18 protein-coding genes are annotated in these 22,060 nt (G+C 62.7%); 11 read left to right on the top strand and 7 right to left on the bottom strand.

From position 1 onward, the window contains the following. The first annotated feature begins 234 nt into the window (after positions 1 to 234). From AB4Z19_RS26700 to AB4Z19_RS26680, 5 genes are read left to right on the top strand one after another with little or no spacing between them, the layout of a single operon-like run. Positions 235 to 1,818 carry an acyl-CoA ligase (AMP-forming), exosortase A system-associated gene (locus tag AB4Z19_RS26700; RefSeq protein WP_442036637.1) on the top strand — a complete coding sequence of 528 codons (1,584 nt, stop codon included), beginning with the start codon at positions 235 to 237 and terminating at the stop codon, positions 1,816 to 1,818. Continuing rightward, complete coding sequence (locus AB4Z19_RS26695) at positions 1,815 to 3,050, top strand: pyridoxal-dependent decarboxylase, exosortase A system-associated (RefSeq protein WP_442023334.1); 1,236 nt, start codon at positions 1,815 to 1,817, stop codon at positions 3,048 to 3,050. Before AB4Z19_RS26700 ends, AB4Z19_RS26695 begins: the two co-directional genes overlap by 4 nt. A gap of 21 nt (positions 3,051 to 3,071) precedes the next feature. Further along, on the top strand, positions 3,072 to 4,916 hold the full coding sequence (locus tag AB4Z19_RS26690; protein ID WP_442036615.1) for an asparagine synthetase B family protein: 1,845 nt from the start codon (positions 3,072 to 3,074) through the stop codon (positions 4,914 to 4,916). After that, positions 4,913 to 5,875, top strand: coding sequence for a glycosyltransferase family 2 protein (locus AB4Z19_RS26685; RefSeq protein WP_442023338.1), 963 nt, complete (start codon positions 4,913 to 4,915; stop codon positions 5,873 to 5,875). Before AB4Z19_RS26690 ends, AB4Z19_RS26685 begins: the two co-directional genes overlap by 4 nt. Next, positions 5,872 to 6,876: a glycosyltransferase gene (locus tag AB4Z19_RS26680; RefSeq protein ID WP_442023340.1), complete on the top strand. Its 1,005-nt coding sequence runs from the start codon at positions 5,872 to 5,874 to the stop codon at positions 6,874 to 6,876. Before AB4Z19_RS26685 ends, AB4Z19_RS26680 begins: the two co-directional genes overlap by 4 nt. A gap of 2 nt (positions 6,877 to 6,878) precedes the next feature. Here the strand turns inward: AB4Z19_RS26680 and AB4Z19_RS26675 are convergent, their stop codons facing one another. Then, positions 6,879 to 7,535, bottom strand: coding sequence for a class I SAM-dependent methyltransferase (locus tag AB4Z19_RS26675; RefSeq protein WP_442023341.1), 657 nt, complete (start codon positions 7,533 to 7,535; stop codon positions 6,879 to 6,881). Between the two features lie 127 nt (positions 7,536 to 7,662). Here AB4Z19_RS26675 and prsT (AB4Z19_RS26670) point away from each other — a divergent pair, with 127 nt between their 5' ends. The 5 genes from prsT (AB4Z19_RS26670) (at position 7,663) to AB4Z19_RS26650 (ending at position 16,213) form a co-directional block, all read left to right on the top strand. Then, positions 7,663 to 10,422 (top strand): XrtA/PEP-CTERM system TPR-repeat protein PrsT, encoded by a 2,760-nt coding sequence (gene prsT / locus AB4Z19_RS26670; RefSeq protein WP_442036613.1) that lies wholly within the window; start codon positions 7,663 to 7,665, stop codon positions 10,420 to 10,422. Positions 10,423 to 10,634: 212 nt separating this feature from the next. After that, entirely contained in the window at positions 10,635 to 13,394 is a 2,760-nt protein-coding gene (gene prsT / locus AB4Z19_RS26665) for an XrtA/PEP-CTERM system TPR-repeat protein PrsT (RefSeq protein WP_442023345.1), read from the top strand. Between the two features lie 101 nt (positions 13,395 to 13,495). Continuing rightward, entirely contained in the window at positions 13,496 to 14,254 is a 759-nt protein-coding gene (locus AB4Z19_RS26660) for an N-acyl amino acid synthase FeeM domain-containing protein (protein ID WP_442036611.1), read from the top strand. Positions 14,255 to 14,264: 10 nt separating this feature from the next. Continuing rightward, complete coding sequence (locus AB4Z19_RS26655) at positions 14,265 to 15,149, top strand: ThiF family adenylyltransferase (protein ID WP_442024623.1); 885 nt, start codon at positions 14,265 to 14,267, stop codon at positions 15,147 to 15,149. Beyond that, positions 15,146 to 16,213, top strand: coding sequence for a molybdopterin biosynthesis protein MoeY (locus tag AB4Z19_RS26650; protein WP_442036609.1), 1,068 nt, complete (start codon positions 15,146 to 15,148; stop codon positions 16,211 to 16,213). The genes AB4Z19_RS26655 and AB4Z19_RS26650 overlap by 4 nt, the downstream gene beginning before the upstream one ends. Here the strand turns inward: AB4Z19_RS26650 and AB4Z19_RS26645 are convergent. After that, entirely contained in the window at positions 16,210 to 17,076 is an 867-nt protein-coding gene (locus tag AB4Z19_RS26645; RefSeq protein ID WP_442024627.1) for a methyltransferase domain-containing protein, read from the bottom strand. The genes AB4Z19_RS26650 and AB4Z19_RS26645 overlap by 4 nt on opposite strands. A gap of 303 nt (positions 17,077 to 17,379) precedes the next feature. Between AB4Z19_RS26645 and pepA the strand changes: the two genes are divergently transcribed. After that, positions 17,380 to 18,219 carry a flocculation-associated PEP-CTERM protein PepA gene (pepA, locus tag AB4Z19_RS26640; protein WP_442024629.1) on the top strand — a complete coding sequence of 280 codons (840 nt, stop codon included), beginning with the start codon at positions 17,380 to 17,382 and terminating at the stop codon, positions 18,217 to 18,219. Positions 18,220 to 18,286: 67 nt separating this feature from the next. Here the strand turns inward: pepA and AB4Z19_RS26635 are convergent, their stop codons facing one another. Genes AB4Z19_RS26635 through AB4Z19_RS26615 form a run of 5 tightly spaced genes read right to left on the bottom strand, consistent with a single transcriptional unit; the run spans position 18,287 to position 21,868 of the window. Next, positions 18,287 to 19,018, bottom strand: a complete 732-nt coding sequence (locus AB4Z19_RS26635; RefSeq protein WP_442024631.1) for a GAF domain-containing protein — start codon at positions 19,016 to 19,018, stop codon at positions 18,287 to 18,289. Between the two features lie 45 nt (positions 19,019 to 19,063). Beyond that, positions 19,064 to 20,161, bottom strand: coding sequence for a nucleotidyltransferase domain-containing protein (locus AB4Z19_RS26630; protein WP_442024633.1), 1,098 nt, complete (start codon positions 20,159 to 20,161; stop codon positions 19,064 to 19,066). After that, a complete protein-coding gene (locus AB4Z19_RS26625; protein WP_442036607.1) occupies positions 20,161 to 21,078 on the bottom strand; it encodes an HprK-related kinase A in 918 nt (305 codons plus the stop codon). Before AB4Z19_RS26625 ends, AB4Z19_RS26630 begins: the two co-directional genes overlap by 1 nt. Further along, a complete protein-coding gene (locus AB4Z19_RS26620; protein ID WP_442024637.1) occupies positions 21,072 to 21,305 on the bottom strand; it encodes an HPr-rel-A system PqqD family peptide chaperone in 234 nt (77 codons plus the stop codon). The genes AB4Z19_RS26625 and AB4Z19_RS26620 overlap by 7 nt, the downstream gene beginning before the upstream one ends. Next, positions 21,302 to 21,868 carry a hypothetical protein gene (locus AB4Z19_RS26615; protein ID WP_442036605.1) on the bottom strand — a complete coding sequence of 189 codons (567 nt, stop codon included), beginning with the start codon at positions 21,866 to 21,868 and terminating at the stop codon, positions 21,302 to 21,304. Before AB4Z19_RS26615 ends, AB4Z19_RS26620 begins: the two co-directional genes overlap by 4 nt. Between the last annotated feature and the right edge of the window lie 192 nt (positions 21,869 to 22,060).

Raw genomic sequence — 22,060 nt, 5'->3', positions numbered from 1 at the left:
CTCACTGAAGGCCGTTTCATGATTGGCATATCGAAAGTATAACCCGCGCACCGCCTGCTGGAACGCTGGAATTAATAAAACCGCAATCGGTTGCTGCCGAGTCACTATTGTTGTTGTTTTTTATACGAAAATTGTGGAATTTCAAGCAGACTTTCATGCTTGCTTTGATTGTAAAATGTTAATATTCGCGCGGGGCTTTGCCGCTCCGCACAATTTCAGCAGGACTTTTACATGATGAGTGACCTGATCCACGACTTGCTGTTCCATTCGGCACAGCGAACCCCCGGCGCCGAAGCGCTGGTCTATGGCCAGCGCCGCCTGAACTACGGCGAATTGGCCGGACTGGTGCGCAGCACCGCCTCGGCCCTGCTGGCATCCGGCCTGGAGCGGGGTGAGCGCGTGGCGGTCTACCTCGAAAAGAATATCGAAAACGTGGCGGCCATGTTCGGCGGCGCGGCGGCGGGCGGCGCCTTCGTGCCGGTCAATCCGCTGCTGAAGCCGGAGCAGGTGGCCTACATCCTGGGCGACTGCAATGTGCGCGTGCTGGTGACGTCCACCGACCGCCTGCGCCTGCTGAAGGAAGCGCTGCCCCAATGCCGCGACCTGCGCCTGATCGTGGCCACCGGCAGCGGCGAGCTGCCAGCGCTGCATGGCGTGGAAATCCTGAGCTGGGACGAGTTCCAGGCAACAGCCAACGCCGCCTTGCGTCCGCATCGCGCCATCGACGGCGATATGGCCGCCATCCTGTACACCTCGGGCAGCACGGGCAAGCCGAAGGGCGTCGTGCTGTCGCACCGGAATATGGTGGCGGGCGCGGTCAGCGTATCCACCTATCTGGAAAACACGCCGCAGGACCGGCTGCTGGCCGTGCTGCCCCTGAGCTTCGACTATGGCCTGTCGCAGCTGACCACGGCCTTCCGCGTGGGCGCGACGGCGGTGCTGATCAACCATCTGCTGGCGCGCGACGTACTGAACGCTGTGGTGGCCGAAAAAATCACCGGCCTGGCTGCCGTGCCGCCGCTGTGGATTCAGCTGGCGCCCCTGCCATGGCCGGAAGACTGCACCCTGCGCTATCTGACCAACTCCGGCGGCGCCATGCAGCGTCCGACCCTGGACGCGCTGCGCAAGGCGCTGCCGAAAGCGAAACCGTTCCTGATGTACGGCCTGACCGAAGCGTTCCGTTCCACCTTCCTGCCGCCGGATGAACTGGAGCGCCGCCCGGATTCCATGGGCAAGGCAATCCCGAATGCGGAAGTGATGGTGCTGCGTCCCGACGGCAGCGAGTGTGCGCCGGGCGAGCCGGGCGAGCTGGTACACCGCGGCGCCCTGGTGTCGCTGGGCTACTGGAACGATCCGGCCAAGACGGCCGAGCGCTTCAAGCCGATCGGCGCCCTGCATTACGGCTTGCCGATTCCGGAACTGGCCGTGTGGTCGGGCGATACGGTGCGCAAGGATGAAGACGGCTTCCTCTACTTCATCAGCCGCAACGACGAAATGATCAAGACCTCCGGCTACCGCGTGTCGCCGACCGAAGTGGAAGAAGTGGTGTACGCACGCGAACACGTGGCCGAAGCGGCCGCCATCGGCGTCAAGCATCCGGCCCTCGGCCAGGCGATTGTGGTGATTGCGCTGCCGCGCGAAGGCTCCGCCATGTCGGCGGCTGACCTGCTGGCCGCGCTCAAGCCGCAGCTGCCGGCCTATATGCTGCCGCAGAAAATCGTGATCGCCGAAGGCGCGCTGCCGCGCAACCCGAACGGCAAGATCGACCGCAAGCTGCTGTCGATGCAGTACGAGAACGTGTTTGCGGAGGGCGCATGAGCGCTGTTCGTCCGCAGCACGCAGCGTTGACTCAGTTCGAAGTGCGCGGCGACTGCCTGCACATCGGCGGCATGCCACTGGAGCGTCTGGCGCAGCGCGTCGGCCAGACCCCGTTCTACGTCTACGAACGCAAGGCGATGACGGAGCGCGTGGCTTATCTGCGCCGCTGCCTGCCGCCTGAAGTCCACCTGCACTACGCCATGAAGGCCAACCCGATGCCGGCCGTGGTTCAGCATATGGCTTCGCTGGTCGACGGCATCGACGTCGCTTCCGGCGGCGAACTGCGTGTGGCGCTGGACACCACCATGGACCCGGCCAATATCAGCTTTGCCGGTCCGGGCAAGAGCGAGGCGGAACTGTCTTGCGCCATCGCTGCGGGCATCGTGCTGAATCTGGAATCGGAAGGCGAGATGGAACGCGCCGCCGCGATCGGCCAGCGCCTGGGCATTCAGCCCAAGGTGAATGTGCGCGTGAATCCTGACTTCGAACTGAAATCCTCCGGCATGAAGATGGGCGGCGGCCCGAAGCAGTTTGGCGTGGATGCCGAACGTGTGCCGGACATGCTGAAGCGCATCGGTGAGCTGGAGCTGGACTTCTACGGCTTCCACATCTTCAGCGGCTCGCAGAACCTGAAGGTAGCGGCCCTGCAGGAAGCGCATGAAAAAACATTGGCGCTGGCCATCCGCCTGGCGCAGCACGCATCACGCCCGCTGCGCATCCTGAACATCGGCGGCGGCTTCGGCATTCCTTACTTCCCCGGCGAAGAACGTCTGGATCTGGAAGCCGTGGGCAGCAATCTGAAGCGGCTGCTGGATGAAGCACGTCCGCAACTGGCGGAAGCGCAGATCGTGATCGAACTGGGACGCTATCTGGTGGGCGAAGCAGGTGCTTATGTGTGCCGCGTGGTGGACCGCAAGATCTCGCGCGGCCAGGTGTTCCTGGTGACCGACGGCGGGCTGCATCATCATTTGTCCGCATCGGGTAATTTCGGCCAGGTGATCCGCAAGAATTATCCGGTGGTGATTGGCGCCAAAGTGGCAGAAGGCCCGCGCGAACAGGCTTCCGTGGTCGGCCCTCTGTGCACGCCGCTCGATCTGCTGGGTGACCAGATGGAACTGGGCCAGGCGGAGGTTGGCGATCTGGTGGTCGTGCTGCAGTCCGGTGCCTATGGCGTGACGGCCAGCCCGGGCGCCTTCCTCAGCCACCCCTCCGTTGTTGAAGTGCTGGTCTGACCTTCAAGTTAAGGAATCGATATGAGCGGTATCTGTGGATGGATGGGCTTTGGCGGCGATGCACCGGCCCTGATTGAATCGATGGCGCAACCGCTGGCGCGCTTTGACGGCAGCACTGTGCAAGCCCTGCATGCGCCGCGCAGTGCAGTCGCCGTGGCGGCCGCTCCGGGTAGCGCCCATGTGCATCAGCGTGACGGCTTGCTGGTCGCGGTGTGGGGACATCCGGGTGTCAGCGATCCTGTGCTGGCGGAACGCGCCGCCGCGCAGGGGCTGGCCTCCACCCTGGCTGCGATCTGGCTGCAGGGTAAAGCGGAAGCCGTGGCGCAGATTCTGACCGGCGGCTTCAGCGTCGCCATCCTCGATGAACGCAGCGGCGAAGCCATGCTGGCCGCCGACCGCATGGGCATCCAGCCATTGACCTGGCAGCTGGCCGGCGAGACGCTGGTATTTGCGAGTTCCGCCGATGCACTGATCCGCCATCCAAGCACGCCGCCGGCGCTGGATCATCAGGGCCTGTACAACTACGTCTACTTCCACATGGTGCCCTCGCCGGGCACGGTGTATCAGCACCAGCAGCGCCTGATGCCGGGCGAGTATCTGCATTACCGCCAGGGCCGCGTCGAGAACAAGCCCTACTGGCGCATGCAGTTCCAGGAAAACGGCAAGCGTTCCTTTGCGGAGCTAAAGGAAGACTTCCTGGGCCACCTGCGCAGCAGCGTGAAGGAAGCGATGGGCGATGCCAAGGTAGGCGCCTTCCTGTCCGGCGGGACCGACAGCTCCACTATCGCGGGCATGCTGACCCAGGTGGGCGGCAAGCCTGCCGATACCTATTCCATCGGCTTCGAAGCCCAGGGCTACGATGAAATGGAATACGCGCGCATCGCATCGCGCCACTTCGGCACTGCGCACCACGAGTATTACGTGACCCCGGATGACGTAGTGGCCGCCATTCCGCAAATCGCGGGCGTATTTGACCAGCCATTCGGCAACGCCTCCGCCGTGCCGGCCTTCTACTGCGCCCGCATGGCGCGCGCCGACGGCGTGACGCGCATGTTCGGTGGCGACGGCGGCGATGAACTGTTCGGCGGCAACGAGCGCTACGCCAAGCAGCATGTGTTCGCACTGTACGAGCGCGTGCCGCGCCTGTTCCGCAAGGCCTTGCTGGAACCGGCCGTGTTCAACTTCCCCGGCGGTGAACGCGTGCGTCTGCTGCGCAAGGCGCGCAGCTATATCGAACAGGCCTCGATCGCCATGCCGGCACGCCTGGAGACTTACAACCTGCTGGGCCGCTACGGTCCGCAGCAAGTGTTCACCGACGAATTCCTCGCCGCGGCCGATATCGGCCAGCCGCTCGCCAGCCTGGATAAGACCTATGGCCGCAGCGAAGCGAAATCCCTGATCAACCGCATGCTGGCGCTGGATCTGCAAATCACCCTGGCCGACAACGATCTGCCGAAAGTGATGAAGGCTTGCGAACTGGCTGGCGTGGAAGTGGCGTTCCCCTTCCTGAACGACGCCATGGTGGCTTTCTCCGCCGAGCTGACGCCGCAGCAGAAACTGAATGGCACCCAGCTGCGCTGGTTCTTCAAGGAAGCCCTGCGCGGTTTCCTGCCGGACGCCATCATCACCAAGCAAAAGCATGGCTTCGGCCTGCCGTTCGGCGTCTGGCTGCAGCAGCACAAAGCGCTGCAGGAACTGGCCACCGACAGCCTGACCGATCTGAAGGCGCGCAAAGTGGTGCGCGGCGAATTCATTGAACAGCTGGTCGGCCAGCACCTGCAGGAACACGCCGGCTATCACGGCACCATGGTCTGGGTGCTGATGATGCTGGAACAGTGGTTCCGCCAGCACGGGAGAACCGCATGAGCAGCCGGGTCGCGGTTGTCATCCCTTACTTCCAGCGTGAACCGGGGCTGCTGCTGAAGGCACTGCGCTCCGTGTTCAACCAGGAAGGCGACCCGGATCTCGACATCATTGTGGTGGATGACAGCTCGCCTGTCGCGGCTGCCGACGAACTGGCCAAGCTGCCGCCGCATGAAGCAGCGCGCGTGCGCAGCGTACGCCAGGCCAATGCCGGTCCCGCCGGTGCGCGCAATACGGCCCTCGATCTGGTCGCTGCCGGCACGGAATACGTGGCCTTCCTTGACTCGGACGACGAATGGACGCCGAACCATCTGGCCAACGCCCTGCGCGCACTGGATGCCGGCTATGACTTCTACTTTTCCGATTTCCGCCAGCCCGACCAGACGGTGGGCGCCTTCGGCCGCGCGGGCCGTCTCGATCCGGCCAGGCATGAACGCCTGTTTGCCGATGCGCCGCTGCACCGCTACCAGGGCGACATGCAGGACCAGGTCTTGCTGGGCAATGTGATCGGCACACCCACCGTGGTGTACCGCTATGCCGCGGTGCCCAGGCTGCGCTTCCGTTCCGAATATTTTTTCGCGGGCGAGGACTACCTGTTCTGGCTTGATCTCTCCGCGCTCACGCAGCGCATCTGTTTTTCCGCCGCCATCGAATGTATCTGCGGCCGCGGCGTGAACATCTTTGCCGGTTCCGGCTGGGGCACGGAACATTCCCTGATCCGCCTGCACCATGAAATGAAGTACCGCAAGGCCGTACCGCGCTTGTTCAAGTTGACGCCGCAGCAGGCGGAAGCCAACCGCAAGGTGGTGCGCGGACTGCGCAGGAGCTTTGTGGCCGATGTGCTGCATCGGCTGCGCCACCGCAAACCCTGGCGAGACGTGGCGGTGAAACAGGTGCAGGTCGATGCCCGCAGCGGCCTGTATTTCCTGCCGCTGGCCTTCTCGGTCCTGCTGGGACGATGATGCGGCGCGTCCTGGCCAGCATCCTGAACTGGAACAGCGCGGAAGCCACGCTGGAATGCGTGGACAGCCTGCTGCGCCAGCGCTTACCCGGCGGGGTTGAACTTGAGATCTGGGTGATCGACAATGGTTCGGCCGACGAGGATGGCAGGCTGCTGGAGCAAGGCCTGGCGACACGTCCCGTGCACCTGCGCCGTGAAGCGCGCAATCACGGCTTTGCGGGCGGCCACAATATCGCGCTGCAGGCCGCGCTGGCAGCGGGCGCCGAATTCGCATGGCTGGTGAACAGCGACGCCAAAGTGCCGCAGGACGATGTGCTGGCCTTGCTGCTGGCCGAGATGGATGCCGATCCCACGGTGGGCGCTGCTGCGCCGCTGCTGGCGGACCTCAATAATCCCGACAAGATCTACTACTGTGGCGCTTTCCACGATTGGGGCGCGCGCCAGAGCAAACGCCCGGCCAATGTGGAACAGGCACGCCAATGGGCCGAGCGCATGCCGATGCAGCAGTGGGTGCCCGGCACCGCCATCCTGCTGCGCGCCAAAGCCTTGCAGGCCACGGGATTGCTGGACGAGCGCATGTTCGCCTATTACGAGGATGATGAAATGGGCGCGCGCCTGTCCAGAGCGGGCTGGCGCAGCGCCGTCGCTTACGGCGCGCGCGTGCAGCACGCCATGCCGAAGCGCGAGACCGACCGCCCGCCTTACTACTTCTACCTGATGGCCCGCAATTATCTGCTGTTCTGGCACGGCGCCACGCCGCAACCCTGGCGGCGCCTGCTGTGGCTAAAGCTGCTCGACTATGCGCTGTACCACGTGTACAGCCTGCGCGCGGGCGGCCATGCGGAACGTGCGGAAGCCGCCTTGCTGGGCGTGCAGGACTTTCTCGCGGGCCGCACCGGCAGGCCGCAGCTGGAGCGGCGCGCCGGTCTGGCATTACGGCTGGCGGGTTGGATGTTGCGGCCGCAGCACCGGCGCGCATGGCGCCGGGCCAGCAGCGTTTGAGATTAGGCTGCCGCCGGCAGAGGCACGGCGCGCACAGCGTATTGGATGAAGCGCGTATCCGACAGATAGCTCGGGAAAAACTTGAAGGCCAGACGGCGCAGCAGTGACGGCGTCCACCATTCCTCATTGATCCCTTCCAGCACCTGGATCTGGTAGCCCGCCTGTTCGAACAGGCGCGGAATGCTTTTCAGCGTGAAAAAGCGCAGGTGGGTGTTGTCGCGAATGCCGGCCGGCTCGTAGCGGAAATCCTTGTCGCGCATGATGTGCAGCAGGTTCTCGATGTGGCGCAGATTGGGGATGGAAGCCAGCACCACGCCGCCGGGTTTCAGCTTGTCGCGCGCCACACGCAGGATCTGGCTCGGGTCGGGCAGGTGTTCCAGCACATCGTTGAAGACCACCACGTCGAAATAATGGTCGGGCACCGTGTCGGCGGCGAAGGGGCCGGCGATGACCTTGTCCAGCCGCGTGGCCGCGACGGCTGCCGCATCCGGGTCCAGTTCGCAGCCCCACACTTCCCCTATGCCGTTCTGCTTCAGGCCGGCGCCGAACGCACCGCGGTTGCAGCCCACGTCCAGCACGCGGCTGGCGCCCTGCGGGATGTAGCGCCGCATTTCACTGCGGGGGAAATCGCCGTAGGGCGAATCGGAAATTGCAACCATACGGAAAATCTCCTTGATTGGGGAAGCAGACATTTTGCCTGAAATGCAAGCCATACAACAAGCTATTGCCCCGCAGGCTTAGCCGTGCGACTATGCGAATGATGACAATTCTTCTAGAAATTTGACCATGGCGCAACGTATTACTTCACTGGTCCTGGCTGCATCCCTGGCAGCCTCCGCGACCCTCATCGCCGGCTGCAAGTCGGAGACTCCGGAAAGCCTGGTTGCAGAGGCCAAGCAATTCCAGGCCAAAGGCGACAAGAAAGCCGCCCAGATTCAGCTGAAGAATGCGCTGGCCAAAGATGCCGATAACGGCGAAGCGCGCTATCTGCTGGCCAAATTGTCCTTCGACCTGGGCGAGTTGCAGGCGGCGGAAAAGGAAGTGCGCCGCGCGCTCGACCTCAAATACCAGCAGGACGAATCGACGCAGCTGCTGGCGCAGATTCTGATCGCCGAGGGCGAGTTCCAGAAGGTGCTGGATGAAACCGAATTTGCCAAGCGCACCCCGGCCGTGATGGCGGCCCGCGGTGAAGCCCTGATGGGCCTGCGCAAGCTGGGCGAAGCGCGCAAGGAACTCAATGATGCGCTGGCCGCCGCGCCGGACAGCACGGAGGCGCTGACCGGCCTGGCGCGCTTGTCCGCCATGAGCCAGGACTTCGATGCGGCGCGCCAGTTCACCGACCAGGCCATCGCCAAGGATGCGCACAACGTCGCGGCCTGGACCTTCAAGGGCGAACTGCTGCGCGCGGAACAGAAGCCGGAAGAAGCGCGCGCTGCCTTCCAGGAAGTGCTGAAGCTGGACCCCAATAACCGCAATGCCAATCTGGAATCGGCCTACCTCGATATCGTGGCCGGCAAATACGATTCGGCCCAGAGCGCGATCGATGCGGCGCGCAAGAGCGGCGGCAAGAATATCTCGGTGCTGTATATTCAGGCGGTGCTGGACTTCAGCCGCGGCAACTACAAAGCGGCTCACGACAATCTGCTGGGCGTGCTGAAAGTCGCGCCTGACCATTTGCAGAGCGTGCTGCTGTCGGGCGCCACGGATTACCATCTGGGCAGCTACAAGCAAGCCCAGCTGTCCTTGCGCAAATACCTGGATGCGGTGCCGGCCAACGTCTACGCGCGCAAGCTGCTGGCGGCAACCCTGCTGCGCACCGGCGAGCCGGCCGAAGCGGCAGCGGTGCTGAGCCCGGCCGTGAAAGAGAAAACGCCGGATGCCTCGGTGCTGGAACTGGCGGGTGAAGCCGCCATGCAGCAGCGCCAGCCTGAGCAGGCCATCATTTACTACCGCCAGGCAGTGCCGCTGATGCCGAACCGCGCGCCGCTGCGCATGGCCCTGGGCGAAGCCCTGCTGGCGAAAGGCGACCGCGCGGGTGCCGTCGCTGAACTGGAAAAGGCCGTGGAGCTGGACCCGAAATCGGTCGGTCCGGCGGCCGCGCTGGCACGGGTCCAGATCGAGCTGGGCGATCCGGACAAGGCGCTCGCCACCCTGGCCAAGCTGGAGCAGCAATTCCCGAATGAAGCCCAGGTACAGCTGCTGCGCGGCCGTGCACTGCTGGCGAAAAAGGATTTCGCCGGCGCCCGGACGGCCTTCACCAAGGCGGTGACGCTGGCCCCGACCAGCTTTGCGGCCGTGTCCACCCTGGCCAGCTTCGAGTTCATCGAGGGCAAGCCGGACGCGGCCCGTCAGCATCTGGAAAACATGCTGAAGAAAGATCCGAAGAGCGTGGAAGCGATGACCGCGCTGGCGCGTCTGGCCGATCAGGCCGGCAAGCGTGAGGATGCCACGCGCTGGCTGGAAAAAGCCGTGGCCACCCAGCCGGACCAGCTGGCGCCTGCGTTGCGCCTGAGTGCTTACTACGTGCAGACTAATGAGGCGCCGAAGGCCATTGCCCTGCTGCGCAAGATGCAGGTGGAGAACGCGTCCGACACGGCACTGCTCGATCTGCTGGGCCGCGCACAGCTGGTGTCGGGTGACAAATCGGGCGCGCTGGAGTCGGCCAGCAAGGTTGCCGGTTTGGCGCCGAAATCGCCGCTGGCCCAGCTGCGTCTGGCCAGTGTCCACCTGCAGCTGAAGAACGAAGCCGCTGCGGCGGAAGATTTGAAAAAGGCCCTGTCCATCGATCCGAACTACGTCCCGGCGCTGCTGGCGCAAGCCGATATGGCCGTCAACAAGGGCGACTTCGACAAGGCCCTGACCATCGTGCGTAGCGTGCAGAAGAGCCTTCCCAAGGCCGCGGCCGGTTATCTGGCGGAAGGTGATTTGATGATGCTGCAGAAGAAGCCCGCCCAGGCGGTCGCGCCGTATCAGAAAGCAGTGGAATTTGCGAAGACGCCGCAAGTGCTGCTGAAGCTGACCACGGCGATGAACCTGGCCGGCAAGGGCAAGGAAGCGGACGATCTGATCGCCGACTGGCGTAAGACCCATCCGGACGATCCGTTCACCGGCCTGTATGTCGCCGAGCGCAATATCACCGCCAAGCAGTACAAGGAAGCCGCCACCCAGCTGGAAGCCGTGCTGAAAAAGCTGCCGAACAATGTGGCGGCCCTGAACAACCTGGCCTGGGTCTACCAGCAGAACAAGGATGCGCGTGCCGTACCGACCGCCGAGCAGGCGCTCAAGCTGGCTGGCGACAATGCAATGGTGATGGACACCCTGGGTTATATGCTGGTGGAGCAGGGCAAAGTCGAGCGCGGTGTGGAACTGCTCCGCAAGGCCAGCGGACTGGCGCCGGCCGCAGGCGATATCCGCTACCACCTGGCCGTGGGCCTGAACAAGGCAGGCGACAAGGCCCAGGCGCGCAAGGAACTGCAAGCGGCGCTGGCAGGCAACAAGTTCGCCCAGGCGGACGACGCGCGCGCTCTGCTCAAGACCCTGGAATAAGCTCTTCTGTAAGGCTCTCTGCCTGCTAGCGTTGCGCCGTCCCAACTGGGGCGGCGCAGTCCCCGCCTCATTCGCGGCGCCGCCCGTAATTCTGTTGTTCTGGTGAAATAATAAAGAAAAATTTGCAACTAGCCAAGCTTTGGCTATTGCTTGCCGGGCGCAGCCGTGCCACCATGGAGACGTTGATAATTTTTACATAAACGGGCTTCATCATGGCGCAACGAGTACATCAACTGGCGCTGGCTGCATTGCTGGCCGGAAGTGCTGTCATGCTATCGGGATGCCAGAAACCGGCTGCGGACCTCATGGCCGATGCCCGTTCCTATCAGCAAAAAGGCGACAAGAAAGCAGCCCAGATCCAGCTGAAGAACTTGCTGGACAAAGAGCCTGATAATGCCGAAGCGCGCTATCTCCTGGCCGATATCTCGCTGTCCCTTGGGGATGTGCAAGCGGCCGAAAAGGAAGTGCGCCGCGCGATGGCGCTGAAATACAAGCCCGACGAGAGTCTGGCGCTGCTGGTGAAGGTCCTGATGAACCAGGGCCAGTACCAGAAGGTGCTGGATGAGACTGCCAAGGTCAAGGACAAGCCCGCCATCCAGGCGATGCGCGGCGATGCCCTGATCGGCCTGCGCAAGCTGGACGATGCCAAGGCCGAGTTCCAGGCGGCCCTGAAAGCCGACCCCGACAATGCGGATGCCCTGACCGGGCTGGCCCGCGAGGCAGCCCTCAACAAGGACATCGCGGAAGCGACCCGCCTGAACGAGGAAGCGCTGACCAAGGATGCCAACAACGTTCTGGCGCTGAATCTGCGCGCCGAGCTGCTGCAGACCCAGAACAGGCCGGGCGAAGCGCGCCAAGCCTACGAGGCCATCCTCAAACTGCAGCCGGATAATCAGAACGCCCACATTCAAAAGGCCTTTGTCGAGATGTCCGAAGGCAAGCTCGATGCAGCGCAGGCCGAACTGGATGCCGCACGCAAGGGCTCGGACAAAACCCCGCCCTGGATTTACGCTCAGGCCCTGGTCGATTTTGCCAAGGGCAATTTCAAGTCCGCTCGTGACCGCCTGAATATACTGATGAAGATTGCGCCGGAACACCCGCCGGGCATGCTGCTGGCAGGCGCAACCAACTTCCAGCTGGGCTCGCTGGAGCAGGCGGAAACCTATACCCGTTCCTACGTCGAGCGTGACGGCCACAACCTGTATGCGCGCAAACTGCTGGCCGCGATTCGTCTGCGCGCCGGTGATCCGGCGCAAGCCATCATGGCGCTGGGTCCCTTCCTGGGCGCCAAGGAGGCCGACGTCGCGGTGCTGCAACTGGCCGGCGAAGCGATGACTCAGCAGAAGGACTTTGCCAAGGCGGCGGGCTACCTGCAGCAGGCCGTAACGCGTGATCCCAATAATCCCAGTTTGCATACCGAACTGGGTATGGCGCGTCTGGCCATGGGCGACCGCGCGAGCGCGATCAGCGAACTGGAACGCGGCGTGGCTCTCGATCCGAAATCCCTGCAGGCCGGGTTATCGCTGGCGCGCGCCCGCCTGTCCCTGCGTCAGCCGGACAAGGCTCTGGCTGCGGTGCAAGCGCTGGATGCATCGCACAAAGATAATGTGCTGATCCTGAACACCCGCGGCGTCATCGAACTGGCCAAGCACGATTACCCGGCTGCCAAAGCCAGCTTCGACAAGGCCTTGAAAGCTGATCCGCATTCGTTCCCGGCCTTGCTGAACCTGGCTCGCCTGGATGTGCGCGACAAGAATCTGGATGGTGCCAGCAAGCGGCTGGAAGGCTATCTGGCGACCGACAAGGACAATGTCGAGGTGATGACGGTCCTGGCCCAGTTCGCCGAAGACCGCAGCCAATGGGACCAGGCCCGCAGCTGGCTCGCCAAGGCCTCGGCGGCCAAGCCGGAGGCTTTGCAGCCGGCCCTGCGTCTGGCGCGCTTCGACCTGATTCATGGCAAACCGGCCGAAGCGGTCCTCACGCTGCGCAAGCTGCAGACCACCAATGCGGAAAACCCGGTGCTGCTGGATTTACTGAGCGGCGCGGAGCAGGCCACCGGCCAGTTGCCGCAAGCCCTGGAGACCATGAGCAAGCTGGCTGCCGTGGCGCCGAAATTCGGCATGCCGCAATACCGTATGGCGGTGATTAATCTGCAGATGCGCAATCTGCCAGCCGCCCAGCGTGCGGTGGATAAGGCCATCGCCGTCGAGCCAACCTATTATCCGGCCCTGATGATGCAGGCGGAGCTGGCGATGGCGCGTGGCGAAATCGCAAAAGTTGCGCCGATCTACCGCAATCTGCAGAAGCAGTATCCGAAGAACCCGGCTGCATTCGTCGCCGAGGGTGATCTGCAGATGAATTCCCGGCACGCGGTGCAAGCCGTGCCGCTGTTTGAGCAGGCGTTCAAGCTGGCGCCGGTCAGTGCCATCCTGGTCAAGCTGACCGATGCGATGGGCGTCGCCGGCCAGACCAAGGAAGCCGATGCGCGTCTGGCACAGTGGCGCAAGGATCATCCGAACGATCCGGAATTGTCCTTCCATGCTGCGGAAATTCATATCAGCAAAAAAGAATTCAAAGAAGCAATTGTAGAATTGGAAAGTACTGTTAAAGTACAGCCAATGAATGCTGCTGCCTGGAATAATCTCGCCTATTCTTATCAGCAGGTAAAAGACCCGCGGGCGCTCGATACCGCCGAGCGTGCCGCCACACTGGCCGGCAGCGATCCTGCTGTCCTGGACACTCTGGGCTGGCTGCTGATTGAGCAGGGGAAACTGGATCGTGGCGTGCAGGTCCTGCGCAAGGCCAGCGATATAGTGCCGCAGGCAGGCGACGTCCGTTATCACCTGGCTTTTGGCCTGAATCGTGCCGGAGATAAGACACAAGCACGCAAGGAATTACGTCTGGCGCTTGCAAATGGAAACAATTTTGTTCTCGCTGAAGACGCGCGCGCATTGCTGAAGCAAATCGAATGATCTATGATTTTTGTTGATGAGTACGGCGTCTGCGCCGCAAGCCGTACCCATTGGTATCTGCTTGCCGCACAGCCTGCAGATGCCAAGAGGAGGATAAAACCATGAATGGAAATGCCGCCCCTGTGCTGGAAGGCGAGCCGGTTCGGCACGCCTCCAGCGACTCCCATGCGCGCGCCACACTGGATGACCAGCTTCCGGAAAATATGGAAGATCTGGTTACCGATGAGAAATCTTTTGGTATACGCATGATCGATACAGTCGAAGGCCGCAGTAAGGCCAGCCTGCTCATCAACAAAATGTACGCCTGGCGTGGTTACGCCGGGACGCACAAGCTGACTGACGATCCGAATCGCATTACGTTGACAGCCAGCAACCAGGGCGAGGTCGTCGGTACGCTGACCCTCGGGCTGGATTCTCCGATCGGCATCATGGCCGATGAAATTTTCAAGGAAGAAGTCGATGCTTATCGGGCCCAGGGGGCTCGCGTCTCTGAAATCACCAAGCTGGCCTTTGATAATGGCGGCAGCAAGGAACAGATGGCATCGCTCTTCCACTTGTCCGTGATTTATGCACGCGACTTGCACAACTGCACCCATATCTTTATCGAAGTCAATCCGCGTCACCGCCGCTTCTATGAGCACATGCTCGGCTTCAAGCGCCTCGGTGAACTGAAGTCCAATCCGCGTGTCAACGCGCCCGCCTACCTGCTGGTGGTGGACCTGGCTTTTGTGACGGAGCAGATCGAGAAAATGGGGGGCAAGGGCTTGGCGATGTCGAATACCGAGCGCTCCTTCTATCCACTGTTCTACTCGCCGCGTGAAGAGCGCGGTATCATCAACCGTCTGAAAAACATCCAATAAAAGGGGATTCATGGCGGCGGCCTTCTCATTCTCGTATGACCAGGCTTTCTCACGTAACATCGGCTGGGTAACTCCGTCGGAACAGGCGCAGCTGAAAGGCAAGCGCGTTGCCATCGCCGGCGTCGGCGGGGTCGGGGGCGTTTATCTGCTGACCCTGGCGCGCCTGGGCGTTACGCAATTCCATATCGCCGATTTCGATTCGTTCGATATCGCCAACCTGAACCGCCAGGCGGCGGCCTTCATGTCGACCATGGGCATGCCCAAGGCCGACGTGGCTTCGCGCATGGCCAAGGACATTAATCCGGAAATGGATGTGAAGGTGTTCGGCAAGGGCGTCGACGCGTCGAACATGGCCGAGTTCCTGGATGGCGTGGACCTGTACATCGACGGCCTGGATTTCTTTGCCTTCGAGGCGCGCCAGCAAATCTTTGCCATGTGCGCCGCGCGCGGCATTCCCGCCACGACAGTAGCGCCGCTGGGCATGAGCGCGGCCTGCCTGAACTTCCTGCCGGGTGGGATGACCTTCGAAGAATACTTCGGCTGGGGCGATCGGCCCGAGCTGGAAAAAGCGCTTCGCTTCATGGTCGGCCTGGCGCCGGCCGGCTTGCATCGCCCCTATCTGGTGTGGCCGGAAGCGGTCAATCTGAAGGAGCGGCGCGGGCCGTCCACCATCATGTCGGTGCAATTGTGCGCCGGCGTGGCGGGCGTGCAGGCGCTGAAGATCCTGCTGGGCCGCGGCGAAGTGATTGCCGCACCGCGCGGCTTCCAGTATGACGCCTACCGCGACAAGCTGGTCCATACCTGGCGTCCCGGCGGCCACCGCAATCCGCTGACGCAGCTGGCGCTGGCCGTCGGCAAGCGCATCTTCGCCAAGGCCCTGCTCGAGAAAAAATGACCACCATCGATTCCATCCTCGACCTCGCGCGCTGGGCGCCCAGCGGCGACAATGTCCAGTCCTGGCAGTTCGAAGTGGCAGGCCCGGATCATGTGATCGTGCACGGCCATGACACGCGCCACGACACCGTCTACGACCTCGACGGCCACCCCAGCCAGATCGCCTTTGGCGCGCTGCTGGAAACCATGTCCATTGCCGCTTCCGCTCACGGTCTGCGCGCCGATATCACTCGCCGCGCGTTGCCGCCCACGGAAGATGCGCGGCCCATTTTCGACGTGCGCTTTGTGCCGGATGCCGCCGTGCGTCCGTCGCCCCTGCTGGGCGCCATCGAAAAACGCAGCGTGCAGCGCCGCCCCATGAGCACCACTCCGTTGACGGCTGAACAGAAACAGGCTTTGGCCGATGCCGTTGGCTCGGACTTTACCCTGCGCTGGCTGGAATCCTTTAACGAACGCATGGCTGCCGCCAAGCTGATGTACGCGAATGCGCGCCTGCGCCTGACCATGCCGGAAGCGTATGAGGTGCACCGCCGTATCATCGACTGGGGTAAGACCCATAGCGAAGACAAGGTGCCCGATCAGGCCCTGGGCGTGGACAACGCCACGCTCAAGCTGATGAAGTGGGCCATGGTGAGCTGGCAGCGCCTGTCGAAAATGAACGCGCTGATGGGCACCTGGGCGCCGCGCATGCAGATGGATTTGATGCCGGGCCTGTCGTGTGCCGCCCACGTCTCAATCGAAGCTGCGCACGAACCGAAAACGATTGACGATTATGTCGCTGCGGGCCGCGCCGTGCAGCGCTTCTGGCTGACGCTGACCGCACAGGGCTGGTTCATGCAGCCCGAGCTGACGCCCCTGATTTTCACGCGCTATGCCTCCAACAACACGCCGTTCACGGCCGTGGACAAGCTGCGCGCGGATGCGCGCGCTCTGCAGGCGCGCACCCGGGAGCTGTTCTTCAAAGGACCGGGCTTCCCCGTCTTCATCGCGCGGGTGGGCGCCGGACCGGCGCCTGCCGCACGCTCGCTGCGCAAACCGCTGGCAGCGCTGATGTACAAGCCTTAAGGCGCCGCGCCCAAAGCTTCACACACCATGCCGCCCATGCGGAAGTGGCGGATCAGGTCCGCCAGATCCTGCTTGTGCCACTCGGGCAGGTTGCGTTTCATTTCCGCCAGTTTGGCCACCAAGGCCGGATCGTCGCCACGGCGCACGGGGCTCTTCAGTGCCAGCATGAAGGGCAAGCCGAAGGTCTTGTGCAGGTTGGCGCGCCCCGCCAGTGGACGCACCGCTGCTTCGAAATCGCCGGGATAGAAAGCTGCGTGCAGCGAGTTCACGTAATCGATGGTGAACAGTTCCGGCTGGCGGTCCGCATACTGATAGCCGAAATACTCGATGCTGCGGCGCGCTTTCAGGTGGCCGAAGTCCGCCATGTAGACACCGCCGCCCGGCTTCAGGATACGCGCCACTTCAGCGTAGGTCTGGCCCAGCATCTGGGTGGTCGGCAAGTGGTGCAAGGCCATGGTGGACATCACGGCATCGATGGAGGCATCGCCGAACATGCTCAGATTGGTAATGTCGCCTTCGCGGAACGTCACGTTTTTCAAACCCTGGCGCTCGACCAGTTCACGTGCGCGTTCCAGCATCGGCGGCGACATGTCGACGCCGATGAAATTGATGTCGGGATTCAGGCGGGCTACCAGGCCCAGCTGGTTGGCGGGACCGCAAGCCAGGTCCACCACGGTGTCGCCAGGTTTGATCACTTCGCAGATATTCGCGCCGTGGAAGAGATAAACCGGCGCCATCACGGCGTGCTCGCGGCCTGCTTCAACATAGGCTGCCACGTTTTCCGGGTTGTCCATCACCAGGTCCGGCTCCGGCACGCGCGGGCTGCGCTCGCGGGTCAGCATTTCCCTCAGAACGGTTTGCATTAATGCAGCAGTCGGCATATGGCCCCCTTAGTTTTTGATAGCCAATTGCACTTGGAATAGTGCAATGTCGATAATTCTTACAGTACTTGCTTATTGGATCAGTGCTGCCGCGTTGAATTCCTGCTAAGTCCTTGTTTTATAAAGGATGAGGATAGTCTGGCACAGGCCTTGCTTAGTATGCACCGTAGTCGGCGAGACCGGCGGCTCAAGCAGACGCAGTTTAACTGGGCTGGTTTGCAGGAGCAACAGAAAGAAAGCAGCGTCTGGCTAACAAAGTGTTGATATAAATTTCTGGAGAACATAATGCAAACAATCGCAAACCGCCTCTGCAAACTGGCCGCCGGCGCACTGCTGTCGCTGGGCGCAGCTAGCGCCATGGCCGCGCCGTCGTTCCAGGTTAATCCAAATGCCCTGGGCCTGACCCCAACCGCGGGCGTTGGCGCGACCTTCACCGCCGACTTCATGAACGGTACTTCGTCCACCCGTATCACCCAGGACGGCGTGAACCCGCTCAAATACAGCGCTGACGGCTACATCCAGTTCACCGCCTTCACCAACACTGGCGGTGGCGGCGCCATCTCCGGTGTGACCACCGGTGTGGGCCTGGACTACGGTCTGTACGCTACCTTCCACCAGGAATTCCTGTGCCCTGGCCTGCTGGGCCCAGGCGTCACCTGCGGCGCAACTGCCATCACCCTGAGCCTGTACGCTGACCCATGGCTGGCATTCGGTGCGCAGGACAACGTCTTCACCTCAGCAACCCTGGGTGCTGGTACCAACGTGGCCGACACCTCCGGCAACGACATCAACCTGGCTAACGTGAACGTCATCGTTAATGGCCTGGCTGGTATCGATGCACTGGGCGGCGCTTTCGAAAACCTGAACAGCAACTTTGTCCTGACTGCACAGGGCAAACAATACTTCTTCGATCCGGACCCGTTCTACGCTCTGGCCTTCAGCGCCTTTAACAACACCTCGCAAGGCGTGGCTTGCAACACCGCTGGCTGCGTGGGCGCAACTGTTGTGGCTGTGAACTCCGAAGTTGGTGGTACCGACTTCAACCGTATCCCTGAACCAGGCAGCCTGGCGCTGCTGGGCCTGGGCATGCTGGCTCTGCCGTTCGCACGCCGCCGCAAACAATAATAGGGTACTACCCTTGAAAACCGCCGTGGCAATCACGGCGGTTTTTTTTCGTCCGGATTTTGCTGAGTCAGGCCTGCTGGCGCCGCGCGTTATGCCGCTCCAGGTTGCCGTTGAGCTGTGTGATGATTTCGGACGCGGCCTGCACGATCTGGCCTGAGCTGAAGCCAGCCCTTGCCATCTCCTTGTAGAAGGACTTGGCCAGCATGCGCGCCACCTGATCCGGGTTCTGGTAGGCTATACGCGATTTGCCGCGCAATTCCTCCTGCACCGCCTGTTGCGCGAAGCGCGAATCGAGAATGCTTTGCAGCTGCTGCACCTGCACCGACTTACCCACATAGAGCGAGATCATATCGAGCAGATGCATGTCGGCACGGTCGAAGCAGCCCTTGGCGCTGTCGCAGCTGGTGTTCAGCATGCCGACGATCTTGGCGCCGATGCGAATCGGCGCCAGCATCAGGCTGTGGCGGCCGCTGTCCGCGTGGCGCGCCATGGCGGCGAACTGGGAATGCGTGATGTCTTCCACCAGCAGGGAGCGGCCGGTCGCCAGCACGTGGCCGGCGATGCCTTCGCCGCGGCCGACCGAAGCCTGCCAGGCCGCCGGCGGCAAAGGACCGTAATGGGCACACACCGTCATGCGCGGTGCGTCGCCGTCGCCATCGTTGAGCAGCATGATGGAGCAGGTCTCGGCGCCCACCAGATGGGCCGTCATTGCGGCTTGCTGGTCAAGGTCATCCTGCAGCTTGCCTTCGGCAAGGAACTGCGACAAGTCCTGCAATCGGATCAGAGTGTCTTGGCTCATGCGGCGCTCCCGGAAATGGCTCATCCCATTCTACTTCCACCAGCCCTACGCAGTTTGTTCGCTTTCCTTGGGTGGCGATAAAAACGCTTTGTGGAAGAGGTGGCGTGCCAGCCGTAGCGGCGGCATGCGCAGCCAGTTGCCGCGTACATACAACAGGAAGCGCGCCAGACGCGACAAGCTGTCGTCGCAGCTCGCGTGATCCGGCAGCAGGGCGCGGCGGAACAGGGCATCCATGAGCGGGCGCAGCGGCAAAGGCGGACTATCGCGCAGCGCCTGCAGCACGGATGGCGGCACCTGCGTTCCCAGCAGCTCCTGCGTATAGCGCAAGCCGTAGTACAGATAGCGCCCCAGTTGCATTTCCTGCGCGCGCGCAGGCAAGCTTTCCCAGAAGCCGGGCTGGCTGCCGAAATGCGTCAGCAGGCAGTGCAGGTCGTAGAGATCGCGCAGGCCCTTGTCGAACTCGCCGTCGGCGAACAAGTGGGTTGCGCTGTGCAGCACCATGTCGGCTGGCGACAGCAAATGGAATTCAGGATGTTCCGCCACGGGCTGCGTTGCCGCCAGCAGCTTGCCCGAATCGGGATGGCGCGCGGCAGTACGCGGCAGCAGGGCGTGGTGGACGTCGATCACCGTGCCACGCTGCACATTGCGCAGCGGTGGCAGTTCGTGCATCCATTCGCGGTAGTAGCGCTGATCGTATTCGTTATGGTGGGTGGTGACCCAGCCATACATCAGCAGCGCGGCTTCCACTTCGGCCAGGCGCGCTTCGGGAACCAGGATGTCGATGTCGGAGAACAGCCGCCCGTGCGCCGGCGGCAGACCGGCCGTGGCGTAGGCGCCGCCTTTCAGCAGCACGACGGGCAGGCCCAGCTGCTGCAAGGCTTTCTGGATCAGGCGCACTTCCCAGTGCACCGCCTGGCCGTGACGCACGGCTACCGCATGTGCCCACTGAAGCTGCTCGCGTGCCTCGGCGGGAGCATTGGCCAGCACACCGGCCTGCTCGAACAGATAGTGCAGGGTGGCCAGCACATTGGCGCTGTCGGCCTGGCGCAGCAGCAGGTCCCATTGGGCCGCGCTGAAGTTGCCCGCCGCAGACGGCGTGCGCAGCGCTTGCACCAGCAGGGGAAACGGTGGACGGCCTGCCATCAGCTGCGCAGTGGGAGCTGGGACATCAGCTCAAGTGCCTCGTCCAGCTTGCTGTAGCGGAAGCGGTAGCCCTGCACCTGGTCGATCAAGCGGCCGAGGGCTTGGAAACCGCGTGCGCCCAGCACGCTGTAGTTGAAGGAATTGCCCGCCAGTTCCATGAAGGTCGTGCCCGGACTCACTTCTTCCAGCGTGATCGGCGCGTCGGCTGCGTACTGCGGGAAAATCACCCAGGCGGGCAGGGCGGTTTCCTGACCGCGCGCCACACTGTCGGCGGGTGCGCGCATATGGGCCACTGTGCCCTTGGTGGTGTCGGCGACCGGTGGACTCAGCACGGCATCCGGCAGGTAGCGGCGGATGATATTGATCGACTGGTTCTTCAGGCTCACCGGCCGCACATAGGGCAATACCAGGCCGTCGTCCAGGCCCACCAGCGTCAGTTCATCGGACAACAGGCGCCAGCCGCCGCGGCCGCACAGGGCAGCCGTCAGCGTGCTTTTTCCGGAACCGGGCGGAGCGGGCATGATGAGGGCGCGGCCGTTACGTTCCAGCACGGCGGCATGCACGATCAGATAGCTGTGGGCGCGGGTCGACACGCACCAGTTGAGCCCCCATTCGAACATGGCCAGCGCTTGCTGTAACGGCAGAGGTTCAAACGCCTTGCGGCCATCATAGGCCAGTTCAACTTGCGGACGGTACCAGCGCCGCATGGACTTGGGCCGCGCCAGTTCGAGATGGAAATTGGCGAAGGCATCGTCGGGCAATAGGGGGTAGTCGGCGTACAACAGGGCGATGCCGTCGGCCAGCGTGTCGATCCTGGTTTGCACGCGCGTGGTGAAGCGGCCGGTACGCAGGCGCAAGCCATCGCCGGCCAGGCGGGCGCCCAGCTCGTCTCTGCTCAGGGAGGAAATGGTCAGCATGCTTCCACCAGCTTCAGCCGTTCCAGCTGGTCCAGCATATCCTGGACTTCGGCATCAGCCAGTTCGTCTGCCTCGACGTCGCCGTCGCGCAAGGCCTGCAAAAGCGCAAGGGCGCCAGCATCCAGCAAGTGGGTGGCGCCCGAGATATCGTTGTAAATCACCGTCTCTTCGCCCCAGGCCCGGTGCAGCAAGTTCTGTCCGGGCACGAGGCGCCAGCCTAATGTCATGTCATCGTCTGCTTCAAATAGTTAACGATGTCAGCGGCATACCATTTCACGCCGGCGATCGGCGTGTAGTAGCCGTGGTCGCGCCATTCGGACCAGATCTTCTGCAGTGCGGCCGTGGATTGGAAGCTGGTCCAGCCTTTGAGCGTATTCAGATAGGCAGCCATCAAGTGACGGCCAAGGCCACTGTTATCGTTGTCGAATTGCTGCGGGTCCAGAATCACCGCCGCTCTGATAGTGCTGTAGTTCGGCAGCGTAGATGGGAAATAAGTGGTGAAGTAACTATTCTGCTTGTCGCAAGGGCGTGGCCACGTCTGGGCATTCTTCCAATAGCCAGGGCTGACGCCGCTGCAAGTGACAGCTTGCGTGCTGTGGGTGCTGCGCAGAGCGCCGGACATGAACCCGGACGCGGTGGTGCAAACTGCTGCCGTGCCAGTCGCCATGGCGGAATGGCTGTGCAGGGTGAGCATGACGCCGGTTGCCGCTCCGGCGCGCGTAAAGCGGCGGCGGGCTGCACCCTTCGGCGACAGTTGGGTGTCGTCCCCAGGCTGTTGTTGGTTGGCCACGTCGTTATCCTTAGTCGTAGGCGGGAAGCCGGACTTCCCTCATTTTTGCTTACAAGTTAAGCAATTTCCGTTCCAAACGCCCCGACGCTTATGCTTTCTATTGAAAATCAAGGACTTGGGAGGCAATGGACCACACTGTCCAGCTCCTCCACCGCTAGCTGAGTCGGGAATGTAAGAATTCCCGACACCCAT

This window comes from Pseudoduganella sp. RAF19, from assembly GCF_052114165.1.
Taxonomy (GTDB): domain Bacteria; phylum Pseudomonadota; class Gammaproteobacteria; order Burkholderiales; family Burkholderiaceae_D; genus Rugamonas.
This window is presented reverse-complemented; position numbering and strand designations above follow the sequence as displayed.

What these genes read in the sequence shown, in the direction of transcription:
- pepA (WP_442024629.1), top strand. Translation starts at nt 17,380, where the DNA reads ATGCAAACAATCGCAAACCGCCTCTGCAAACTGGCCGCCGGCGCACTG.
- AB4Z19_RS26690 (WP_442036615.1), top strand. Translation starts at nt 3,072, where the DNA reads ATGAGCGGTATCTGTGGATGGATGGGCTTTGGCGGCGATGCACCGGCC.
- AB4Z19_RS26655 (WP_442024623.1), top strand. Translation starts at nt 14,265, where the DNA reads ATGGCGGCGGCCTTCTCATTCTCGTATGACCAGGCTTTCTCACGTAAC.
- AB4Z19_RS26675 (WP_442023341.1), bottom strand. Translation starts at nt 7,535, where the DNA reads ATGGTTGCAATTTCCGATTCGCCCTACGGCGATTTCCCCCGCAGTGAA.
- prsT (WP_442036613.1), top strand. Translation starts at nt 7,663, where the DNA reads ATGGCGCAACGTATTACTTCACTGGTCCTGGCTGCATCCCTGGCAGCC.
- AB4Z19_RS26635 (WP_442024631.1), bottom strand. Translation starts at nt 19,018, where the DNA reads ATGAGCCAAGACACTCTGATCCGATTGCAGGACTTGTCGCAGTTCCTT.
- AB4Z19_RS26650 (WP_442036609.1), top strand. Translation starts at nt 15,146, where the DNA reads ATGACCACCATCGATTCCATCCTCGACCTCGCGCGCTGGGCGCCCAGC.
- AB4Z19_RS26660 (WP_442036611.1), top strand. Translation starts at nt 13,496, where the DNA reads ATGAATGGAAATGCCGCCCCTGTGCTGGAAGGCGAGCCGGTTCGGCAC.
- AB4Z19_RS26625 (WP_442036607.1), bottom strand. Translation starts at nt 21,078, where the DNA reads ATGCTGACCATTTCCTCCCTGAGCAGAGACGAGCTGGGCGCCCGCCTG.
- AB4Z19_RS26630 (WP_442024633.1), bottom strand. Translation starts at nt 20,161, where the DNA reads ATGGCAGGCCGTCCACCGTTTCCCCTGCTGGTGCAAGCGCTGCGCACG.
- AB4Z19_RS26695 (WP_442023334.1), top strand. Translation starts at nt 1,815, where the DNA reads ATGAGCGCTGTTCGTCCGCAGCACGCAGCGTTGACTCAGTTCGAAGTG.
- AB4Z19_RS26700 (WP_442036637.1), top strand. Translation starts at nt 235, where the DNA reads ATGAGTGACCTGATCCACGACTTGCTGTTCCATTCGGCACAGCGAACC.
- AB4Z19_RS26685 (WP_442023338.1), top strand. Translation starts at nt 4,913, where the DNA reads ATGAGCAGCCGGGTCGCGGTTGTCATCCCTTACTTCCAGCGTGAACCG.
- AB4Z19_RS26620 (WP_442024637.1), bottom strand. Translation starts at nt 21,305, where the DNA reads ATGACATTAGGCTGGCGCCTCGTGCCCGGACAGAACTTGCTGCACCGG.
- prsT (WP_442023345.1), top strand. Translation starts at nt 10,635, where the DNA reads ATGGCGCAACGAGTACATCAACTGGCGCTGGCTGCATTGCTGGCCGGA.
- AB4Z19_RS26645 (WP_442024627.1), bottom strand. Translation starts at nt 17,076, where the DNA reads ATGCAAACCGTTCTGAGGGAAATGCTGACCCGCGAGCGCAGCCCGCGC.
- AB4Z19_RS26680 (WP_442023340.1), top strand. Translation starts at nt 5,872, where the DNA reads ATGATGCGGCGCGTCCTGGCCAGCATCCTGAACTGGAACAGCGCGGAA.